Source organism: Micromonospora eburnea, assembly GCF_900090225.1.
Taxonomy (GTDB): domain Bacteria; phylum Actinomycetota; class Actinomycetes; order Mycobacteriales; family Micromonosporaceae; genus Micromonospora; species Micromonospora eburnea.
In genome coordinates, this window is sequence record NZ_FMHY01000002.1 from 4503786 (window position 1) to 4524215 (window position 20430).

Annotated in this window: 7 protein-coding genes and 2 pseudogenes; 2 read left to right on the forward strand and 7 right to left on the reverse strand. The window is 69.7% G+C overall.

Annotated elements, in window-relative coordinates; translation table 11 throughout:
- The first annotated feature begins 125 nt into the window (after positions 1-125).
- The gene (locus GA0070604_RS19885; protein WP_091120493.1) at positions 126-3257 is read left to right on the forward strand and encodes a lantibiotic dehydratase; all 3132 of its coding nucleotides are present in this window, start codon (positions 126-128) and stop codon (positions 3255-3257) included.
- Complete coding sequence (locus GA0070604_RS19890; protein ID WP_091120496.1) at positions 3241-4554, forward strand: lanthionine synthetase C family protein; 1314 nt, start codon at positions 3241-3243, stop codon at positions 4552-4554. Before GA0070604_RS19885 ends, GA0070604_RS19890 begins: the two co-directional genes overlap by 17 nt.
- A 20-nt stretch (positions 4555-4574) precedes the next feature.
- Here the strand turns inward: GA0070604_RS19890 and GA0070604_RS19895 are convergent, their stop codons facing one another.
- The 7 genes and pseudogenes from GA0070604_RS19895 to GA0070604_RS33640 form a co-directional block, all read right to left on the reverse strand.
- Positions 4575-5447 (reverse strand): AfsR/SARP family transcriptional regulator, encoded by an 873-nt coding sequence (locus GA0070604_RS19895; RefSeq protein ID WP_208602127.1) that lies wholly within the window; start codon positions 5445-5447, stop codon positions 4575-4577.
- A 643-nt stretch (positions 5448-6090) separates the two neighbouring features.
- Entirely contained in the window at positions 6091-6264 is a 174-nt protein-coding gene (locus GA0070604_RS33080; RefSeq protein ID WP_208602128.1) for a hypothetical protein, read from the reverse strand.
- Between the two features lie 199 nt (positions 6265-6463).
- A pseudogene (locus GA0070604_RS33085) lies at positions 6464-6700 on the reverse strand (hypothetical protein); the annotation flags it as partial.
- Between the two features lie 157 nt (positions 6701-6857).
- Entirely contained in the window at positions 6858-8036 is a 1179-nt protein-coding gene (locus tag GA0070604_RS19905) for an enoyl-CoA hydratase/isomerase family protein (RefSeq protein ID WP_091120503.1), read from the reverse strand.
- The gene (locus GA0070604_RS19910) at positions 8036-8263 is read right to left on the reverse strand and encodes a DUF5988 family protein (protein WP_091120508.1); all 228 of its coding nucleotides are present in this window, start codon (positions 8261-8263) and stop codon (positions 8036-8038) included. Before GA0070604_RS19910 ends, GA0070604_RS19905 begins: the two co-directional genes overlap by 1 nt.
- A 107-nt stretch (positions 8264-8370) precedes the next feature.
- Complete coding sequence (locus GA0070604_RS19915) at positions 8371-9756, reverse strand: glycosyltransferase (protein ID WP_091120513.1); 1386 nt, start codon at positions 9754-9756, stop codon at positions 8371-8373.
- Between the two features lie 49 nt (positions 9757-9805).
- Positions 9806-20419, reverse strand: a pseudogene (locus tag GA0070604_RS33640) (SDR family NAD(P)-dependent oxidoreductase); the annotation flags it as partial.
- Positions 20420-20430 lie beyond the last annotated feature (11 nt).

Below are 20430 nucleotides of genomic sequence, written 5' to 3' on the forward strand. Positions count from 1 at the left end.
CGCCACTGATTCAACATCCTTTCGCTAAGGATCTGGTAACCGTGACGACTCGCTCGGCCTGTGGCATCCCGGCTCAGGCACGGTTACTGTTTGGGCCGTTAGCGAAGTGAGGTTCGGGGGATCTGATGAACAATCCGAAGCAGCGCTATCAGGCGGCCGAAATGGCCCTGGTGCGCGCCTCGCTGCTGCGCCGCACCGGAGGCGCGGTTACCCGGGCCGCGATCGATCCCGACGATCCGCGGCAGGATGCCGACGCGGTTCGGTATCTGCGCGAACTGACCGCGGATCCCGTGGTCCGAGAGGCCCTCGCGGTCTCCAGTCCCTCGCTCGACCGCACCCTTCACAAAATCGAGAATGGAATTGCCGTCGATCATGCCCGGCTGCGCCGCAGCGTCTACGCGACCACTCGGTACCTGCTGCGGATGTCGGCGCGCGCCACCCCGTTCGGCCTCCTGGCGGGAGTGGCGGTAGCGGAGGTGGGGCAACAGGCGAAGGTGCGGATTGGCGCCGCGCCCGGCAAGGGCGTACGGCCCGACTCGTCCTGGCTGCACGCGATCGTCACCGATCTCGAACGTCGCCCCGAGGTGCTGAACGCCGTAACCGTGGCAGCCAGCGACCTGACTCTCCTTCGCGGAGACCGGATCTCGCTGATGCGCCCGCGCGCCGAGCCGGGCCGAGACGGCGGACACGAGGTGTCGGTCCGCCTGACGCCAGCCGTACGCGAGGCACTGGCCCACAGCCGGCTGCCCATCCCTTACCCGCGCCTCGTCGCGCAGCTGCTGGACAGGTTCCCCGGCACCCGACCCGCCACTGTCGAGAACGTGCTGGGCGAGCTCCTCACCCACGGGTTCCTGGTGAGCGATCTACGCCCTCCGCCACACGAGGTCGACCCGCTCGGGTACCTGGTGGATCGGCTCGCCGCCAGCGGCGCTCCCGAGTTGCGGCAGCTCCGGGTGTTGCGGGAGTACCTGGAGCGCTACTCGCAGACCCCGCTCGGACACGGCCTGGGGCAGTGGCGGGCCTTGCGCGACTCTGCACGCGAGCTACGAACAGCGGAGACGGTCGTCGCCGTAGACCTGGCTCTCGACGTCGACGTCCGGCTGCCCCGTGTCGTCACGGCAGAACTGGAGGGGGCGGCTGACGCGCTCTGGAGGCTGGGCGACGAACGGACCCGCAACAGGCACCTCACCCAGTACCACGCCGAGGTAGTTGCGAGGTACGGCCAGGGCCGTCTGGTGCCACTGCTTGAGCTACTGGACCCGCAGGCCGGGCTCGGCCCCCCTGCCACCTACCGATTTCCGCCCAGCACAAGGGAGGCACCCGCCGAGAATCCCGGGCACAACCGCCGCGACGAGCTCCGCTACGCCCTGGCGCAGGAGGCACTCCACGACGCCGGTGAACTCGTGCTCGACGACGAGATGATCGAGGCGCTGGCCGGACCGGTCAGCGAGGACCCACCGAGCGCGGTGGAGATGTACGGGCAGTTGTGCGCGCCGTCCGTGGCGGCAATCGACGCCGGCGACTTCCGGTTCATCCTGTCGGCCATGAGCGGGGCCCTGGCAACAGGAGCGACCTTCGGACGGTTCGTGTACCTGTTCGGCCAGCAGGGCGCCGAGGTGGGATCGATGGTGCGACGGGCGGCGGCGAGCGCTGCCGGCAGCGAGGCGCTGCTGGCACAGTTGACGGCCGCGCCGCTCAACGACCAGCACCGGAATGTCATGCAGGTGCCGATGATGTTGCCGTACCGTGTTCCGGCCAGCGGCTATGTGGATCGCGGCGATCCGGCCGTCATCGCCGTCGAGGACCTGCTGGTCGGCGCGGACAACCACCGGCTCTACCTGGTCTCGCGCTCACACGGGCGCGAGGTGTCCGTGACGACGCCGCACATGCTCAATCCCACCTCGACGATGACGAACGCGGCGAGGTTCATCGGGGAGATAGCCCATTCCGGCGATCGCCTCTGGCACGGCTGGCAGTGGGGACAGATCGACCGGCTGCCGCACCTGCCGCGCGTGCGGTACGGCCGGACGGTGCTCAGCCCGGCCCGCTGGCGGACAGACCCGCGGCTCAACGACGAACGGCACACCTGGCCTCAGTGGGAGCGGCTGTTCCAGCGCTGGCGTACGCGAGTCCGGATACCGGACCGGGTCTTGCTGACCGAGGGGGACAATCACCTCGCACTGGACCTGAACGTGCCGTTGCACCTCCGGCTGCTCCGGCAGGAGCTCCGACGTAAGCTCACGGTCGTCCTTGTCGAGGACCTGACCAGCTCGGACGAGATGACCGGCTGGCTCGACGGGTACGCCAACGAGATCGTGGTGCCGCTCGTCGGCGCGGGATCCCGAGTTCGGCCGCCCACGGCCGCACCGGTGAGCCACGCGGCGACCGCTCCCCGTCGCTACCCGCCGGGGAGCCAGTGGGTCTTCGCCAAGGTCTACCTGGCCGCGGCGCAGCAGGACGAGCTGCTGGCGCGGCAGCTCCCCACGCTCCTGGAATCGGTGCCCGAGCTGGTCGACCGCTGGTTCTACATCCGGTACGCGGACCCTGAGCCGCACCTGCGACTGCGCTTCCACATCGAGGCCGGCGTGGAGACCTCCGACGCCGCGGCAAACGTCCTCGATCTGGTGTGCGGGTGGGCTGAGCGGTTGCGCGCGTCCAATCAGGTGCGCGGTGTCGTCTTGGACACCTACGAGCCGGAGTGGCACCGGTATGGCGGCCCGGAGGCCATGGCACCCGCCGAACGGCTGTTCCGCGCGGACAGCGAAGCGGCGATCGTCGAGCTGCAACTCCGCGCCGCCGGCGCCATCGACCTGTCGCCGGAGTTGCTCGCCGCGGCGTCGTATCTCGATCTGCTGCGCCATTTGCACGGCCCCGGCTGGCAGGAGTGGCTGCTCGACGCGTATCCGCGTCGCCTGAGTGACGAGGTGCCGAAGGCAGCGCGCTCGTCCGCCAGGCGGGTGCTGGACCCGAGCGGTGACTGGAATGTCCTCACGTCCTCGCCGGGTGGCCGGCAACTCCTCGAAGCGTGGCGGCACCGCGCGCGTGCCGCCACCGACTACGGCGACCGCCTGCGGTCGTTGTGGGCGCAGGAGGACAGCGGCGTGGTGTGGGACGAGGCGCTGCGCGGCGTCCTGCACATGCATCACAACCGCACCATCGGGGCGCGTCCGGAGACTGAGCAGCGTTCGTACGGTCTCGCCCGGGCAGCGGTGCACTGGGATCAGAGTCGCAGGAGACACGATGCGCGCAACGCGTGAACGGGCCGCCCAGATGGCCGGGGAGATCGCGGATCGGCTGGCCGACCCCGGCGGGGTCGTCACCACTGTGCTGGCGCCGGACAATCTCGACCACGTACCCGGATTTCCTCCTCGTCACCCCTGGCGGCCGGCGGCGCTGGCCAGCGGTCACCCAGGGATCGCGCTCCTGTTCAGCGAGCTTGACCGGGCGGACGACCGGGCCACGATGCATGCCCACCTGAGTGCCGCGGTGGACGGTCTCCAGGCCGGTGACACTGGCCTGTTCGGGGGACTCGCCGGAATCGGCATCGCGGCGAGTTTCGGCGCGCGTCGCCCCGGCGAGTACGCGGGCCTGCTACGCGAGATCGACGACCGCGTCGCGGCCGAGGTCGAGGCGTTGCTGGGGCCTGAACATGCTCGCCTCGCGGCGGGTGCCCGCGGTACCAGTATGGGCAGCTTCGACCTGATTTCCGGCGTCACCGGGCTGGGGCGGTATCTGCTGCACCGCCACGAGACCGACGAGACGCTCGCAACGATCCTCACCTACCTGGTGAGGCTCACTGAGCCGATCACCGTCGACGGAGCGACGGTCGCCGGATGGTGGACACCGGGCAGCCCGTCGCTGCTCACCCGGGAGCACCCGCGTTACGCGAGGGGTCACATCAACGTCGGCCAGGCACACGGGATCGCGGGACCGCTGGCGCTACTGGCACTGGCGTACGAGGCTGGTGTGACAGTGCCCGGTCACGAGACGGCGATGGACCGCATCTGCACCTGGTTGGCGTCGCAGCTGCGCACCGACAACGGCGACACGTACTGGCCGTCAGCGGTCTCGCTCGCCGAGGAGATGACGGGCGTTCCAGACGGACCTTCCGGCGACCGGTCGGCATGGTGCTACGGCACACCCGGTGTGGCACACAGCCTGCACCTCGCGGGGCGCACACTCCACCGGCCCGCACTGCAACAGGAGGCACTCGCTCTGCTCTGGCATTCGGTCGACCGAGCGGAGCGCGCCGGGGCGCTCGACGACGCGAACCTGTGCCACGGCTGGGGCGGGCTGCTGACCCTCGTCTGTCAGGTGGCCGGGCAGGACCGCAGTCGCCCCTGGCAGCGACTGGCCGACCGGCTCGCCGAGCGGACCATGTCGTGGTACCTGCCCCAGGTGCCGTTCGGCGTCCGTCACGAACCGCTCGGCGGCAAACTCGCTCGCCATCGACCGGGCTTCCTGGAGGGGGCTGCGGGCGTGGCACTAGCGCTGCACGTGTATGCCACCGCCAGGGTCGGTGGTCCGGGAGCAGCGGCCCTGTTGCTCGGGTAGGCCGGACGGCTTCGAGCCGCTCACCGCCGATGGGATTGCCAGGCTGACCTGCACACCTCGCCGCGCAGGATCGCACCGGCCAGATCCTGCAGCTCCCGACAGGGGTCGATACCCAACTCGTCGCCGAGTGTCCGTCGTGCACGGGTGTAGGCGTTCAACGCCTCCGCCTGCCGCCCCGAGCGATACAACGCCACCATGAGCTGGCCCCACGCCCGTTCTCGAAGCGGGTGCAGAATCGTCAACTGGCTCAGCTCGGCGATCAACTCGCGGTGGCGTCCGAGTGCCAATTCGAGGTCCAGGCGTTCCTCCGCCGCGTCGAGTCTGACCTCTTCGAGGCGCTTCGCCTCCGCGCGAACCGCTCTGCCGGATATTCCCTGGAAGGCCGGCCCTCGCCACAGCGCGTCCGCCGTACGGAAGACTCGCACGGCATCCTCGTAGGCGCGTTGTCCGGCATGGCGGCGGGCGTCGGCGACCTGCGCCTCGAAACGCCGGCTGTCGACGCTGTCATCACCGAAGCAGAGCAGGTAGCCAGGAAAACGACTCACGAGTGGGCTGCCCGGTACGTCAGCAAGCCGAAAAGCGCGACGGATTTCGGCGACGACGTTCTGTACCTGCTGGCGCGCGGAGGCGGGAGTCCTTTCCGGCCACAGGTCGTCAATCAGCTGTTCGGTGGCGACCACACTACCGGCGCGCGCCGCCAGCGCGGCCAACAGGGACTGGTGACGAGGGCCGCCGATGGCCGCTCTTCGTCGCGTCCCCCAGACCTCGAGCGTGCCCAGCAGCCCCAGCCGGTACGAGACCCGCCGGTCCTCCAACGTTCCCGCACGCCCGCCTTCCGTATGCCGCTGGCGGCTCTGGGACGTCACGTCGCGTCGTAGCTGGCTGATCGACAAGTCGTGCCCTCTCATTCTGCTCGCACCAGTGTCTCGGCAGTTGACGGGGCCCCAGGTTCGCCCGGTCCGGCGAACTCGTTTCCGGACTGGGCCCCATTGCCTGTGAACTGACCACCCCGTCACCAGTGGCTCAAGCTTTCGGTTCGCCTGAGGGGGCGAGCAACACCATTCGGCCACCTCCGAAGTGGTGGCTTCGTAGCGGACGACGAGTTCGTCGGGTCGGGTGGCCAGGGCCGCGGCGGGGTTTGAACCGGTTGATGCCGCACCCGACGGCGTGGCGCTGTCGGTAGGCGTCGGGGCCGGGGCGGGTGGCTGGCCGCCGGCGGCGGCGTCCGGCGGTCAGAGGGTCGGCAGTGCTTTTCGGACGCGTCGGCACGAGACGGCAACCCGGTAACGACCTGCTGCCATACGTGGCCGCGAGGTCTCCGATATTCGGGTTCCTCCTGGCCGATGAACCCTCTACCGGAGACCCCGCTGACCATCGATCACTGACCTGCCGCACCCGACGTCGAGGCAGTTTCCAAGCCTCAACCGAGTACGCGGTCGGCTGGTTGGCGTTCCTGCGTTTGCTGGCCGCCCCTACCGACGTCGCGCAGCCCGCTCTCGTGCAGGAATCCTCGCCAGCCCGGCCCGGACTGGTCGATCAGTATTTTTCCCACGGCTTGTACGCAGGTACGGATTCGCTGACATTGGCCTGCACGGTGTCCGTGGGCGCAGCAGTGGTACTTTCAGCCGCCGATGCCGGGGCCAGTGGGATCAGCGCGATAGCCAGGCCGGCCATGGTGGCCGACAGCCTCCGCTTGGTGTGGGTGCTCATAATTGTCCTTCCGTCGGAACCGTTTGAACCGGAATGCGCTGAACCGGCCAAGCGGCTACTGGCTGCTTCAGCACCACAAGGGTTCAGCCTCGCCCCGGCGGCCAGCAATGCATTTCGCCCATACCCGAATAGTCGCGTCGCATCCTGTTTCGGCGGCGGCCACCGCATAAAGCTCCAACTCCGGTTATCGGTCAGTGCGGGCGACGCCGATCTCGAACCCGGCGGCGAGCCGGGTGCGGGTGTCGCCGTTGCTCAGGTGGGCCAGGGCGAGCAGCGCCGGCCGGCCGGGGTCGAGGCGCCCGCCACCGACGGTGCGCTCGGATGAGGTCAGCGAGGTGGTTCAGGTGCGGCTGGACAGCGGGATCGTGGAGGGGTGATACCGCCAGGCGAGGCTCCCGGTCGGGGCACCGTGTGGTCTTACCCGGGCCCTCGCCATCATCGGTCTCCGCGGGAAAACTCGGCACCGTCAAAATGCCGTTACCCAACTGCGTGGCCGCCGATGTGCAGCGGTCACCAGTGAGCTGCACACCATCATCGGAGTCACCGTCAGGCGAATGACCCCGCGACACGCGTGGACGGCGGGCCCGGTGCGGTCATCGCACCACCATCGTCGGCTCGGCCCGGTGCGCCCGCTGGTGGCATTCCAGCCGGCGCGCCCGTGCCCGCACGAGGCCCGCCAGCCGGCCGAGATCCGGCCCGTCCCCGCCGCGAGTGGTCCTGCCCGCCACCGCCACCGTCGCCCGGCCGACGGCCAGGTCCATGTCGTCCGGCGCGACCACCTCGTCGGCCAGTCCCCGGCCCACCATCGCCTCCGCGTCGAGCCGTACCAGCGCGGCATCCTCGTCGGACACCGGCAGCGCGGCGTGGGCGTCCGCGGCGACCAGCACCCGGTCGAAGGCGGCCAGCGCCTCGGCGCCGCAGCCGATCGCCACGGTGTCGACCGCGGCCACCCAGGGCTTGCGAAGCGGCGCGGACCGCTGCGGGGTAGCCAGCCCGTAGGCCACCTTGGCGAGGACACCGAACTCGCGGCGGAGCACGAAGCCGCCGAGCGTCACCGCTCCCCGGCGCAGCCCGGCCGGATCAACGCCGGCACTGAAGACGCGACAGGTGCCGTCCCCGGGCCGCCGGACGGTTCCGCCCCGCAGCACCGCCACCCGGACTTCGTCGTCCAGCAGCGCGAGGTCCACAGCGACCTCGAGGTCCGCCACGGAGACGTCGTCCTCCGCGTTGCCCGCGCCGGGATTGGTCAGGAACACGTGCGCGGCCGAGCCTCTCCGGCGGATCCGGGCCCGGCCCAGGTCGACGCTTGCGGTGCGTTGGAACTCGTCGAGCAGCCGCCGCGCTCGCTGCGTCGGTGCCCGCATGGCGTCGACGATCAGCGGCCCGGCGTCGGCGTCGGCCAGCAGCGCCGCGATGAACGACGCCTGATCGGTGTACGCGGGTGCTTCGGCCGGCACCAGTTCCGGGAAGAGCGTGCCGCCCAGGCGAAGCAGGTCCGACATGCGGGGCGCCGGGTGAAGCCGGGCGATCCGACGATGGACCTCGCCCGCGTGGCGGGCCAGAAACAGGGACCGGGCAGCCAGGCATTCCTCGTCGATGCACCGGGCGGTCAACTGATGTTGAGCATTACGGGCGTGAGTCGGAGGTAGCGCCGCCAGCAGTCCCGCCCCCTCCTGGAGATGCGCTTCCAGCCGGGGCCGGTCGACGTCGAGTCCACCGTCGAAGGTCGGCGAGCCGGCGAGCCAGTAGGCGAATGCGGGTGCGCTCGTCATCACTCCGCGATCCGGGTGCGCCCGATCCAGCGGAACAGCGAGGAGCCGTCCGCCGTCGTCTCGCCGTCCACCTTCCGGAAATGCTCGTGGCCGCCGTAGTGGCAGACCTTGACGGTGTCGGTGAGCGGGTCGACCCGGCGCCGGCGCTGCTCCTGCGGCAGAGTGTCCGGGCCACCCTCGAGAACGACATCCAACGCGCCTGCGGCGCTGTCGACCGAATTGTCCATAGCTTGCCTCCCGTGCCTGAGCTTGGTCCGCGACGGTGCGATATCTCTCTTTTCGACCGTAGGAGAGGTCGTTTGCCGGCCCAACCCTTAACTCCGCGACGCGGCCCCTATCCAACCGACTGCGCGTTCCGGCCCCGATCCCGTTCGGCCAGCACGACATCCGCAGCGGCCCGCACGCCGCCGGCCGCCCGCAACTCACCGGCCCAGAACTCCGCTCGCCGGGCGTAACGGTCCTCGCGCAGCACGGTCGTGACAGCGTCGGTCAGCCGGTCCCCGAGGTCCTGCGCGGCGTAGGGGACAGTGCGGCCGGCGCCGGCCTCGGTCACCCGGGCGGCCAGGTCATGACAGTCCATCCAGAACGGCATCACGACCTGCGGCTTGCCGAACGCGAGCGCCTCGTGGACCGCGTTGCCGCCACCGTGGTTGACGAAGACCCGCACGCTCGGATGGGCCAGCACCCCCAACTGCGACGGCACCCAGCTCTCCACCCGCAGGTTCGGTGGCAGCTCGGCGGGCAGCAGCCGCTGCTGATCCCTCGGCAGTTTCCAGAGCACGTGATGCTCCGGCCCCAGCCGCGCCGCGAGCTCCAGCACGCCCGCAACCTGCCGCTGCGACACGCGCGCAATGGTGCCCAGGCCGACGTAGACGACCGAGGGGTGTGCCGCCAGCCAGGCACCGAGCTCCGAGCCGGCCGGGATGCCATCCTCCTCCGATCGCACGATCGGCCCGACCATCCGCACCCGGTCGTCGACCGGGAACGGCACCTCCAGGCCAAAGATCGAGGTCACCAGCACAGCAGCTGCGGCGTCGGCATACCGGGACGGCAGCGCGGCGGGATTGCGTACGCCCGCGGCCTTGCGGCGGCGCGCCGCCGCGACCATCGGCAGCAGCGTGCCCGGCCGCAGGAGAACGCCCCGGGTGCCGATCCGGAAGAGCACGTTGGCGATCCGCTGGGTGGTGGTCATGGCGGCCGGCAGCCCGGAGAAGGGCGTCGGGTACGACCACGGCAGCCGCTCCGAATAGACGCCGCTGACCGGCACCGGCACCGTCAGCACGTACGGGATCCGGCGTGTCATCGCCGCGTCGATCGCCCACGGCGTACACAGATCGATGACCGCCAGCGCCGGGCGGACCTGGTCGAGGACCGCCAGGGCGCGGCGGTACTGCTGGTCGGCGTACCCGTGGTCGATGTTGCGGGTGATGAACGCGGCGAAGCTGCGTAGCCGCGACGGGCCGGCCATCGACCGCAGTACGGCGTCGTCCCACTTGGTCGGGTCCAGCTCCGGCTTGTACCGCCCGAACGACACGAACCGCACCGGCCCGGTCCCCGGCAGGGCGGCGACGTCGTCCCGGCGGTCATCGGTGGACGCGAACCAGAGGTCGTCGACGCCGCGCTCGGCGAGCTCGGCGGCGACCGCCAGCAACGGGTTGATCAGCCCGGCGCTGGGCAGGGCCGCGAAAAGAATGCGGCCGGGGTGAGGGTGGGTGGGCACGGGGGCATCTCCTGTCTGCTCATGGCACGGAAGCCAGCCACTCGTCGATCACGCGAGCCGTCCGGGTCGCCCCCTGTTCCAGCATCGAGAAGTGATCACCGGGCACCTCGGCCGTGGCGGCGGCCGATTCCCACGTCGCCCGCCAGGACTCCGGTTCGGGGGCGCCCGGGCCGGCGCGGAACAGTTCGGCCGGCCGGACGAAGAGGGTGGGCGTCGTGACCGTCGGGATCTTGCACTCGGCGATCAGCCGCACGTAGCGACCCATCGCGGAGAGACGGGCGCTGGTGAAGGGGCCTAGCGACTCCTCCCGCTCGAAGAGCCCCTCCAGCATCGGCGTGGCGAAATGCTCCATCGCCGTGCTGTTCGGCAGGTAGGTGTCCAGCAGCGCCAGGCCGGCCGGGGGGCGGCCCTGCTCCTCCAGCAGCCGAGTGAGGCCCTGGGCGAACAGTCCGCCGGAGGAGTAGCCGACCACCGCGTACGGGTCGTCCCCGACCACCTGGAGCAGGCTGGCCGCAAGCCACTGGACGACCGCGTCGGGCGACTCGGGCAGGGCCTCGGACTGCAGGAAGCCGGGAATCGCCAGGCCGTACACCTCACGGACGTCCCGCAACGCCGCCGCAAGCCGCGCGTACTGGTGGGCGCCGCCCAAGCCCATCGGCGACGGCACGCAGATCAGACGGGGCGGTGTGGGACCCTTGGCCAGCCGTACGGGCGGAGCGATGCTCGGCAGGTCGGCCGGCGAGCCGAACCCTGGGCGGAGCTTCGCGACCGCCGACAGCAGCTCGAAGCCGTCGTCGCGGCGGCCGGCCGCGACGGCATCGCGGAACAGCGAGCTGAGTGTGTCCCCCTCGGCGGCCTGGGCCGGGGCTCCCCCGGAGGCCGCGTGCAGGTGGCGGCCCAGTTCGCGGGCCGTCGGGTGGTCGAACACCGCGGTCGCGGCCAGCCGCACGCCGGTTGCCGCGCCCAGCTGGTTACGCAGTTTGATGGCCGCCAGCGAGTCGAAGCCCAACTCGGTGAACTGCCCGTCCGGATCGACGTCGTGTCCGGAGCGGTGGCCGAGCACGGCGGCGGCCTCGGCGCGGACCCGATCGATGAAATCCTCCTCCGTGCGCGGCGCCGCCGGGCGGGAGATGCTGTCGGCCGCGCTCCGGCGTACGGGTGCCAGCTTGTCGAGCAGCGGATGCGTCGCCGACGTGCCGTCGAGGCGCAGCCGGATCGGCACGAGGACGGGGTGGTCGGTGTGCAGTGCGGTGTCGAAGAGGGTGAGTGCGTGCTGGTCGGTCATTGCCAGGACACCGTTGTATGCCCGGGTGGTGTCGACGGTGGCGGTCATGGCGCTGGTGGTTTCCCACAGTCCCCAGGCCAGTGACTGTGCGGGAAGGTTGTCTTCACGTCGTTGTCGGGCCAGGGCGTCGAGGTAGGCGTTCGCGGCGGCGTAGTTGGCCTGCCCGGCCGAGCCGAACAGCCCGGCGGCGGAGGAGAACAGGACGAACGCGTGCAGGTCCAGGTCGCGGGTCAGCTCGTGCAGGTACTCGGCGGTCCGGGCCTTGCTGTTCAGGACCGTGTCGAGCTGGGCAGGGGTGAGGTTGGTGATGGTGGCGTCGTCGAGCACACCCGCCGCGTGGATGACCGCGGTCGGGGTGTGTTCGGCGAGCAGTGCCGCCAGTGCTTGCCGGTTGGTCAGGTCGCAGGCGATGATCCGTGCCTGGGCGCCGGCCTCGCGCAGGTCCTTGGCCAGCTCGCCCGTGCCGGGGGCGTGGGGGCCGCGCCGGGAGACCAGCAGCAGATCGGTGACACCATGCTCGCGGGCCAGATGCCGGGCCAGCAGACCACCAAGCGTGCCGGTACCACCAGTGATCAACACCGGGCCGGCACCGAAGCCCACCGGCTCGTCACCACCCGGCGCGCGAACGCGAACCAGCCGGGGTACCCGGATAGACCCGTTCCCGTCGACACGTAGCTGCGGTTCGTCACACACAGCGACCGCTGCCCGGGCCAGGTTGGCATCGGCCGCGTCAACCAACACGAACCGGCCCGGATGCTCACTCTGCGCGGACGCCAACAGCCCCCACACCGCAGCCGCCCCGGGGACGTCCTGACCTCCCGGGACGAGGACCAGCCAACGCTGCTGATCGTCGGCCAGCCGCTGCCGCGCCCCGGCCAACACCTCGTGCAGACCAACCCCGGTGCAGTCCCACACCGGCAGACCCGCCTCGCTGGCCGGGACTACCTCGCGGTCCGTCTGGGCTCGGCCGGCGTCAACCCAGTCCACCACATACAAGTCCCGGGTGGTGCGGGTCACCGGCTGATCCGGCAACACGCGAAGAGCAAGCGATCCGACCGTGGCGACCACACCCCCGGACATGTCGGTCAACGTCAGAGAGACCCGCTGGTCGTCGGCGCGCATCCGCACCCGCACCCGCGTCGCACCGGTGGCATACACACACACGTCCTGCCACGCGAACGGCAACAGCGGCTCGGCAGGACCATCCGGCATACCGAGCGCCGCCACATGCAACGCGGCATCCAGCAACGCCGGATGCACCCCAAAGTGGTCAACCTGCTCCCGACCGGTCTCGTCCAGGACAACCTCAGCAACAAGGTCTTCGCCGTCACGCCAAGCCGCCTGCACACCCTGGAACACCGGCCCGTACTCGTAGCCACGGGCGGCCAACGCGTCGTAGAAACCCTGCACGGCAACGGGCGTCGCCCCGGCCGGCGGCCACGACGCATCGTCCGCGATGGGCTCGGCCACCGCCGGGCCGAGCACACCGGTGGCGTGGCAGGTCCACGGCTCATCGTCACCGCCCCGCGAGTAGATCGCGACCTGCTGCTGACCGTTGACGGTGGTCTGCACCTCGACTGTGCTGGTTGTGTCGAGGACCAGTGGGGTCTGCACGGTCAACTCCCGCAGCACCGGCGCACCGGCCAGGTCACCGGCGTGCACAGCCCAGTCCACGAATCCGGTGCCGGGCACGAGTACCACACCGTTGACCGCGTGATCGGCCAGCCACGGCTGCCGCGCCAACGACACCGTCGCTGACACCACCACACCACCATCAGCCAACCGCACCGCAGAACCCCGCCAGCCGCCGTCACCGGCCGGGTCCAGCCAGTAGCGCTGGTGTTGGAAGGCATATGTCGGTAGGTCCACCTGCCGGTCGGTCGCTGGCAGGATCGGTTCCCAGTTGATCGGGATGCCGGCGGTGTGCAATACGGCGGCTGCGCGTAACACCTCGATCAGACCACCTCGGTCGCGCTGCAACGTTCCGCTCACCACTGCGGGTATGTCACCGAGTGTCGTGGTGATGCCTGGCAGTAGCACCGGGTGTCCGGACACCTCCAGGAACCGGTCACGGCCGTCGCGTACCGCCGCGCGTACCGCTGCTTCGAACCGCACTTCGGCGCGTAGGTTCGTAAACCAGTACCCGGCGTCGAGTCCTGCTGGATCGATCAGCTCACCGGTCACCGTCGAGTACCAGGGCACCTGCCCTGCCTGGAATTCCACAACACCCAACCGTTGTGACAACAACTCCTCGGCCGTCTCCACCTGAACCGAGTGCGAGGCGTAGTCCACATCAACCCACCGCGTTCGTGCCTGGCCCCAGTCAATCGATTCCACGGCGGCGCGGTCACCGGAGACCACGCACAATCCCGGGCCGTTCACCGCCGCTACGTCGACTCCGGGCACACCGTCGACCAACTCACGTACCCGCGTCTCGGGCAACGCGACTGACAGCATTCCGCCCCGACCGGACAGTGTTTCGGCGATCACCGCGGCGCGCACCGCCACGATCCGTGCGCCTTCAGCCAGCGACAGCGCTCCCGCCGCTACCGCGGCAGCCAACTCACCCTGGGAATGACCGATCACCGCTGACGGGTACACGCCCAACGAACGCCACACCCGGGACAGTGACACCATCACCGCCCACATCAGCGGCTGCACCACACGCACGTCACCGTCGTGGTCATCCAGCACCGACCGTCCGGTCCACGGCCGTAACGCCGCGTCACACTCCGCCATCGCCTCGGCGAACACCACCGACTCGGTCATCAACTGCCGGCCCATGCCCTGCCACTGCCAGCCCTGACCCGCGAACACCCACACCACACCACCACCAGCCGCCGCTGCTGCCGGGTCGGGTGCGGTACGCAAACCAGCGATCAACTCGCCCGCGGTGGCACCCACGCCCACAGCCCGGTACGGCAGCAACGCCCGCCGTCGCACCAAACCCGCCGCGACCATCCCCGGCGGCAACTCCGGCCGGGCCTGCACAAACGACGCCAACCGGTCGACCTGGGCGTGCAGGCCCGCCGCTGAACGGGCCGACACCACCCACACCGTCGGACCCAACCCACCAGACACCCACTCCGGCTCAGGCCCATCGGACACCGGGCCGGGTTCGGGTTCGGGGCTTTGTTCCAGCACCACGTGGGCGTTGGTGCCACTCACTCCGAACGACGACACACCCGCCCGACGCGGCCGGTCGACCTCCGGCCACACCGTGGTCTCGCTCGCCAACCGCACCGCGCCAGCCGACCAGTCCACATGCGGACTCGGCTCATCGATGTGCAGCGACCGTGGCACCACACCATGACGCATCGCCAACACCATCTTGATCACACCCGCGACACCCGCCGCGGCCTGCGTATGACCCAGATTCGACTTCACCGACCCCAACAACACCGGGATTGTCCGGTCCTGGCCATACGTCGCCAACACCGCCTGCGCCTCGATCGGATCACCCAACCGAGTACCAGTGCCATGAGCCTCCACCACATCCACATCCGCCGACGTCAACCCGGCCACACTCAACGCCTGGCGAATCACCCGCTGCTGCGACGGACCATTCGGGGCCGTCAAACCATTCGACGCGCCATCCTGATTCACCGCCGAACCCCGCACCACCGCCAACACCCGATGGCCATGACGACGCGCATCCGACAACCGCTCCACCAACAGCACACCCGCGCCTTCGGACCATCCCGTGCCGTCCGCCGCCGCGGCGAAGGACTTGCACCGGCCGTCCGCGGCCAGCCCGCGTTGCCGGGAGAACTCCACGAACACCCCCGGCGTCGCCATTACGGCGACACCGCCGGCCAGGGCCAGATCGCACTCTCCGGACCGGAGTGCCTGGATGGCCAGGTGCAGGGCGACCAGGGACGACGAGCAGGCGGTGTCCACCGTCACCGCCGGGCCCTCGAACCCGAACGTGTACGAGATCCGGCCCGACGCGATGCTGCCGGCGTTGCCGTTGCCCATGTGGCCTTCGAGCTCGGGCGGGATCTGGTGCATGCGACCGAGATAGTCGTGGTACATCAGGCCGGTGAAGACGCCGGTCCGGCTCCCCCGCAAACTCAGCGGGTCGATTCCGGCTCGTTCGAGGACCTCCCACGAGGTCTCCAGCAGCAACCGCTGCTGCGGATCCATCGCCAACGCCTCCCGCGGCGAGATCCCGAACAGGCCGGCGTCGAACTCCGCAGCGTCGTAAAGGAAACCACCCTCACGCGCATAGCTCCTACCCGTCCGATCAGGATCCGGATCAAACAGCCGGTCCACATCCCAACCACGATCGAGCGGAAAACCACCGATCGCGTCCCGCTCCCCGACCACCAGATCCCACAACTCATCCGGCGACGACACCCCACCCGGAAACCGGCACGCCATACCAACGATCACAATCGGATCGCCATCGGTCGCAGCCGCCACCACCGACGCGGACACCGACTGCCCGCCGCCGAACAGCACCTCATCGAGATACCCGGCCAGCGCGGCGGGAGACGGGTAATCGAAGATCAGCGTCGCCGGCAACTGCAGGCCAAACCGGGAAACCAGGTGGTTTCGCAGATCGACCGCTGTCAGCGAGTCGAAGCCCAGCTCCCGGAACCGCGACCCGGCGTCGATCTGATCGCCCCCGGCGAATCCCAGCACCGCGGCCGCCAGCGCGCAGACCTGGCGTACAAGTTCAGCGCGCCGCCCCGCCGGATCCCGTTCGGCCAGCTGGTGTACCCAGGACTTCTGGTCACCGCTCGCCGCCGTCCGCCGCGTCGCCGGCACCAGGCGGGACAGCAGCGACGGAACCTCGCCCATCGAGCCGGTCAGCTGCAACCGCACCGGCACCACCACCGGCGAGCCGATCCTGACCGCCGCATCGAACAGCCGCAGGCCCAGCTCGTCGTCGATTGGCAACACGCCCGACCGCGCCAACCGGCCCCGGTCCGCCGATCCCGCCAACGTGCTCTCGGTCTCCCACAGTCCCCAGGCCAATGACTGTGCGGGAAGGTTGTCTTCACGTCGTTGTCGGGCCAGGGCGTCGAGGTAGGCGTTCGCGGCGGCGTAGTTGGCCTGCCCGGCCGAGCCGAACACCCCGGAAGCGGAGGAGAACAGGACGAACGCGTGCAGGTCCCGGTCCCGGGTCAGCTCGTGCAGGTATCCCGCGGTGACCGCCTTGGCCGTGAACACCGTGTCGAGCTGGGCAGGGGTGAGGTTGGTGATGGTGGCGTCGTCGAGCACACCCGCCGCATGGATCACCGCGCTGGGACAGTGCTCATCCAGCAGTGCCGCGAGTGCTTGCCGGTCGGTCAGGTCACAGGCGACGATCCGCGCCTGGGCGCCGGCCTCGCGCAGGTCCTTGGCCAGCTCGCCCGTGCCGGGGGCGTGGGGGCCGCGCCGGGAGACCAGCAGCAGATCGGTGACACCATGCTCGCGGGCCAGATGCCGGGCCAGCAGACCACCAAGCGTGCCGGTACCACCAGTGATCAACACCGGGCCGGCACCGAAGCCCACCGGCTCGTCACCACCCGGCGCGCGAACGCGAACCAGCCGGGGTACCCGGATAGACCCGTTCCCGTCGACACGTAGCTGCGGTTCGTCACACACAGCGACCGCTGCCCGGGCCAGGTTGGCATCGGCCGCGTCAACCAACACGAACCGGCCCGGATGCTCACTCTGCGCGGACGCCAACAGCCCCCACACCGCAGCCGCCCCGGGGACGTCCTGACCTCCCGGGACGAGGACCAGCCAACGCTGCTGATCGTCGGCCAGCCGCTGCCGCGCCCCGGCCAACACCTCGTGCAGACCAACCCCGGTGCAGTCCCACACCGGCAGACCCGCCTCACCGCGGTCTGCTTGGGCTCGGCCGGCGTCAACCCAGTCCACCACATACAAGTCCCGGGTGCGGGTCACCGGCTGATCCGGCAACACGCGAAGGACAAGCGATCCGACCGTGGCGACCACACCCCCGGACATGTCGGTCAACGTCAGAGAGACCCGCTGGTCGTCGGCGCGCATCCGCACCCGCACCCGCGTCGCACCGGTGGCATACACACACACGTCCTGCCACGCGAACGGCAACAGCGGCTCGGCAGGACCATCCGGCATACCGAGCGCCGCCACATGCAACGCGGCATCCAGCAACGCCGGATGCACCCCAAAGTGGTCAACCTGCCCCCGACCGGTCTCGTCCAGGACAACCTCAGCAACAAGGTCTTCGCCGTCACGCCAAGCCGCCTGCACACCCTGGAACACCGGCCCATACTGCAAACCCACCCCGGCCAGCCGGTCGTAAAAGCCCTCCAACCGAATCGGGGCCGCCCCAGCCGGCGGCCACGACGAGCCAGCCTCGGGAACACCACTCTCGGCGGCCTCCGCAAGCACCCCGGTGGCGTGGCAAATCCACGGCTGCTCCTCACCAGCACGCGAGTAGATCGCGACCTGATGGTCAGCGCTCACCGTGGTCTGCACCTCGACCGTGCTGGTTGTGTCGAGGACCAGTGGGGTCTGCACGGTTAGTTCCCGCAGCACCGGCGCACCGGCCAGGTCACCGGCGTGCACGGCCCAGTCCACGAATCCGGTGCCGGGCACGAGTACCACACCGTTGACCGCGTGATCGGCCAGCCACGGCTGCCGCGCCAACGACACCGTCGCTGACACCACCACACCACCATCAGCCACCCGCACCGCAGAACCCCGCCAACCCCCGCCGTCACCGGCCGGGTCCAGCCAGTAGCGCTGGTGTTGGAACGCATACGTCGGTAGGTCCACCTGCCGGTCGGTCGCTGGCAGGATCGGTTCCCAGTTGATCGGGATGCCGGCGGTGTGCAGGTCGCCTAGTGCCTTCAGGTAGGTGGTGGCTTCGTCGGCGTCACGGCGCAGTAGCGGGCTGATCCGGTGGTCGGTCAGCATCGCGGTCAATGTCGCGTCCGGACCCACCTCGATATTGGTCGGGGTGTCCAGGGCTGCGATCGCGTCGGCGAAACGTACTGTGTCGCGCACATGCCGCACCCAATATTCGGGGGTGCTCACATCAGCACCGGCCCGCACGCTTGACAGCATCGGAACCTGCGCCGGTTGGTAGGTGACGGTGCCCGCGATGTCCGCGAACTCGGCGAGCATCGGCTCCATCAACACTGAGTGAAACGCGTGTGACACTCGCAGTCGGCGTGCTCTGACCCCGTACCCCGCCAGCAGCCCGGCAGCCGCGTCCACGGCCGGTTCCGTTCCGGAGAGAACCACCTGCCCGGCGGTGTTGACCGCCGCCACGTCCAATCCGGTCACCCATTGCCGGACCTGCTGCTCGCCGGCGTGTACCGCGAGCATCGCCCCGCCCGCTGGCAGGGCATCCATCAGCCGGCCCCGCGCCGCCACCAGCCGGCACGCGTCCGTCATGTCGAGGACCCCGGCGGTCACCGCCGCGGCGAACTCGCCCACCGAGTGGCCCAACACCACCTGCGGGCGCACACCGAACGAGCGCAGCAACGCCACCTGCGCGACCTGGACCGCGAACACGGCCGCCTGTGCGTACATCGTGCGGTCCAGCAGCGGGCCGCCCTCAGCGATCACCTGAGCCAACGGTCGCGGCAGGAACTCGTCCAACAGGCCACACACCCGTGTGAACTCCGCCGCGAACACCGGAAACCGCGTGGCCAAGCCCGTACCCATGCCCTGGCGCTGCGAGCCCTGACCTGTGAACAACCACCCCACACCACCACCACCAGCCGCCGCGGCCGCTGCCGGGTCGGGTGCGGTACGTAAACCGGCGATCAACTCGCCCGCGGTGGCACCCACACCCACAGCCCGGTACGGCAGCAACGCCCGCCGCCGCACCAAACCCGCCGCGACCATCCCCGGCGGCAACTCCGGCCGGGCCTGCACAAACGACGCCAACCGGTCAACCTGGGCGCGCAGACCCGCCACCGAACGGGCCGACACCACCCACACCGTCGGACCCAACTCCGAACCCAACCCCGGACCCGACTCAGGCCCATCGGACACCGGTTCGGGTTCGGGGCTTTGTTCCAGCACCACGTGGGCGTTGGTGCCACTCACTCCGAACGACGACACACCCGCCCGACGCGGCCGGTCGACCTCCGGCCACACCGTGGTCTCCCGCACCAACCGCACCGCGCCAGCCGACCAGTCCACATGCGGACTCGGCTCATCGATGTGCAGCGACCGTGGCACCACACCATGACGCATCGCCAACACCATCTTGATCACACCCGCGACACCCGCCGCGGCCTGCGTATGACCCAGATTCGACTTCACCGACCCCAACAACACCGGCGTTGCCCGGTCCTGGCCATACGTCGCCAACACCGCCTGCGCCTCGATCGGATCACCCAACCGAGTACCAGTGCCATGAGCCTCCACCACATCCACATCCGCCGACGTCAAACCAGCCACACTCAACGCCTGGCGAATCACCCGCTGCTGCGACGGACCATTCGGCGCCGTCAAACCATTCGACGCGCCATCCTGATTCACCGCCGAACCCCGCACCACCGCCAACACCCGATGCCCATGACGACGCGCATCCGACAACCGCTCCACCAACACCAGGCCGACACCCTCGGACCAACCCGTACCGTCCGCCGCCGCCGCGAACGACTTACACCGCCCGTCCGCGGCCAGCCCACGCTGCCGGGAAAACTCCACGAACACCCCCGGCGTGGACATGACCGTCACCCCGCCGGCCAGCGCCAGATCACACTCCCCCGACCGCAACGCCTGCACAGCCAAATGCAACGCCACCAACGACGACGAACACGCCGTATCCACCGTCACCGCCGGACCCTCGAAACCGAACGAATACGCCACCCGGCCCGACGCCACACTGCCCGCGTTGCCGTTACCGAGAAATCCCTGGAGCTCGTCGGGCACGGCGCCGAGGTCCGTCGCATAGTCGTGGTAGGTCAGTCCGGTGAAGACCCCGGTCCGGCTGCCTCGCAGGTTCTGCGGATCGATACCCGCCCGTTCGATTGCCTCCCACGAGGTCTCCAGCAACAACCGCTGCTGCGGATCCATGGCGAGCGCCTCACGCGGCGAGATGCCGAAAAACGCCGCGTCGAATCCGGCCACGTCGGCGAGGAATCCGCCCGCATGGGTATAGGTGTGCCCGGCGAGTCCGGGCTCCGGGTCATAAATGGCGTCGACATCCCAGCCCCGGTCGGCCGGGAAGTCACCGACGGCCGAGCCTTCGGCCTGCAGGAGCGACCACAGATCCTCGGGCGAGGTGACGTCGCCGGGGAACCGGCAGGCCATTCCCACGATCGCGATCGGTTCCCGGCTCGCCGCCTCGACCTCGCTGAGGCGCTCGCGGGTCTCCTGCAGCTCGTTGGTCACGCGCTTCAGGAAGTAGCGGAGTTTGTCCTCGCCGTTCATGATCTGCGATT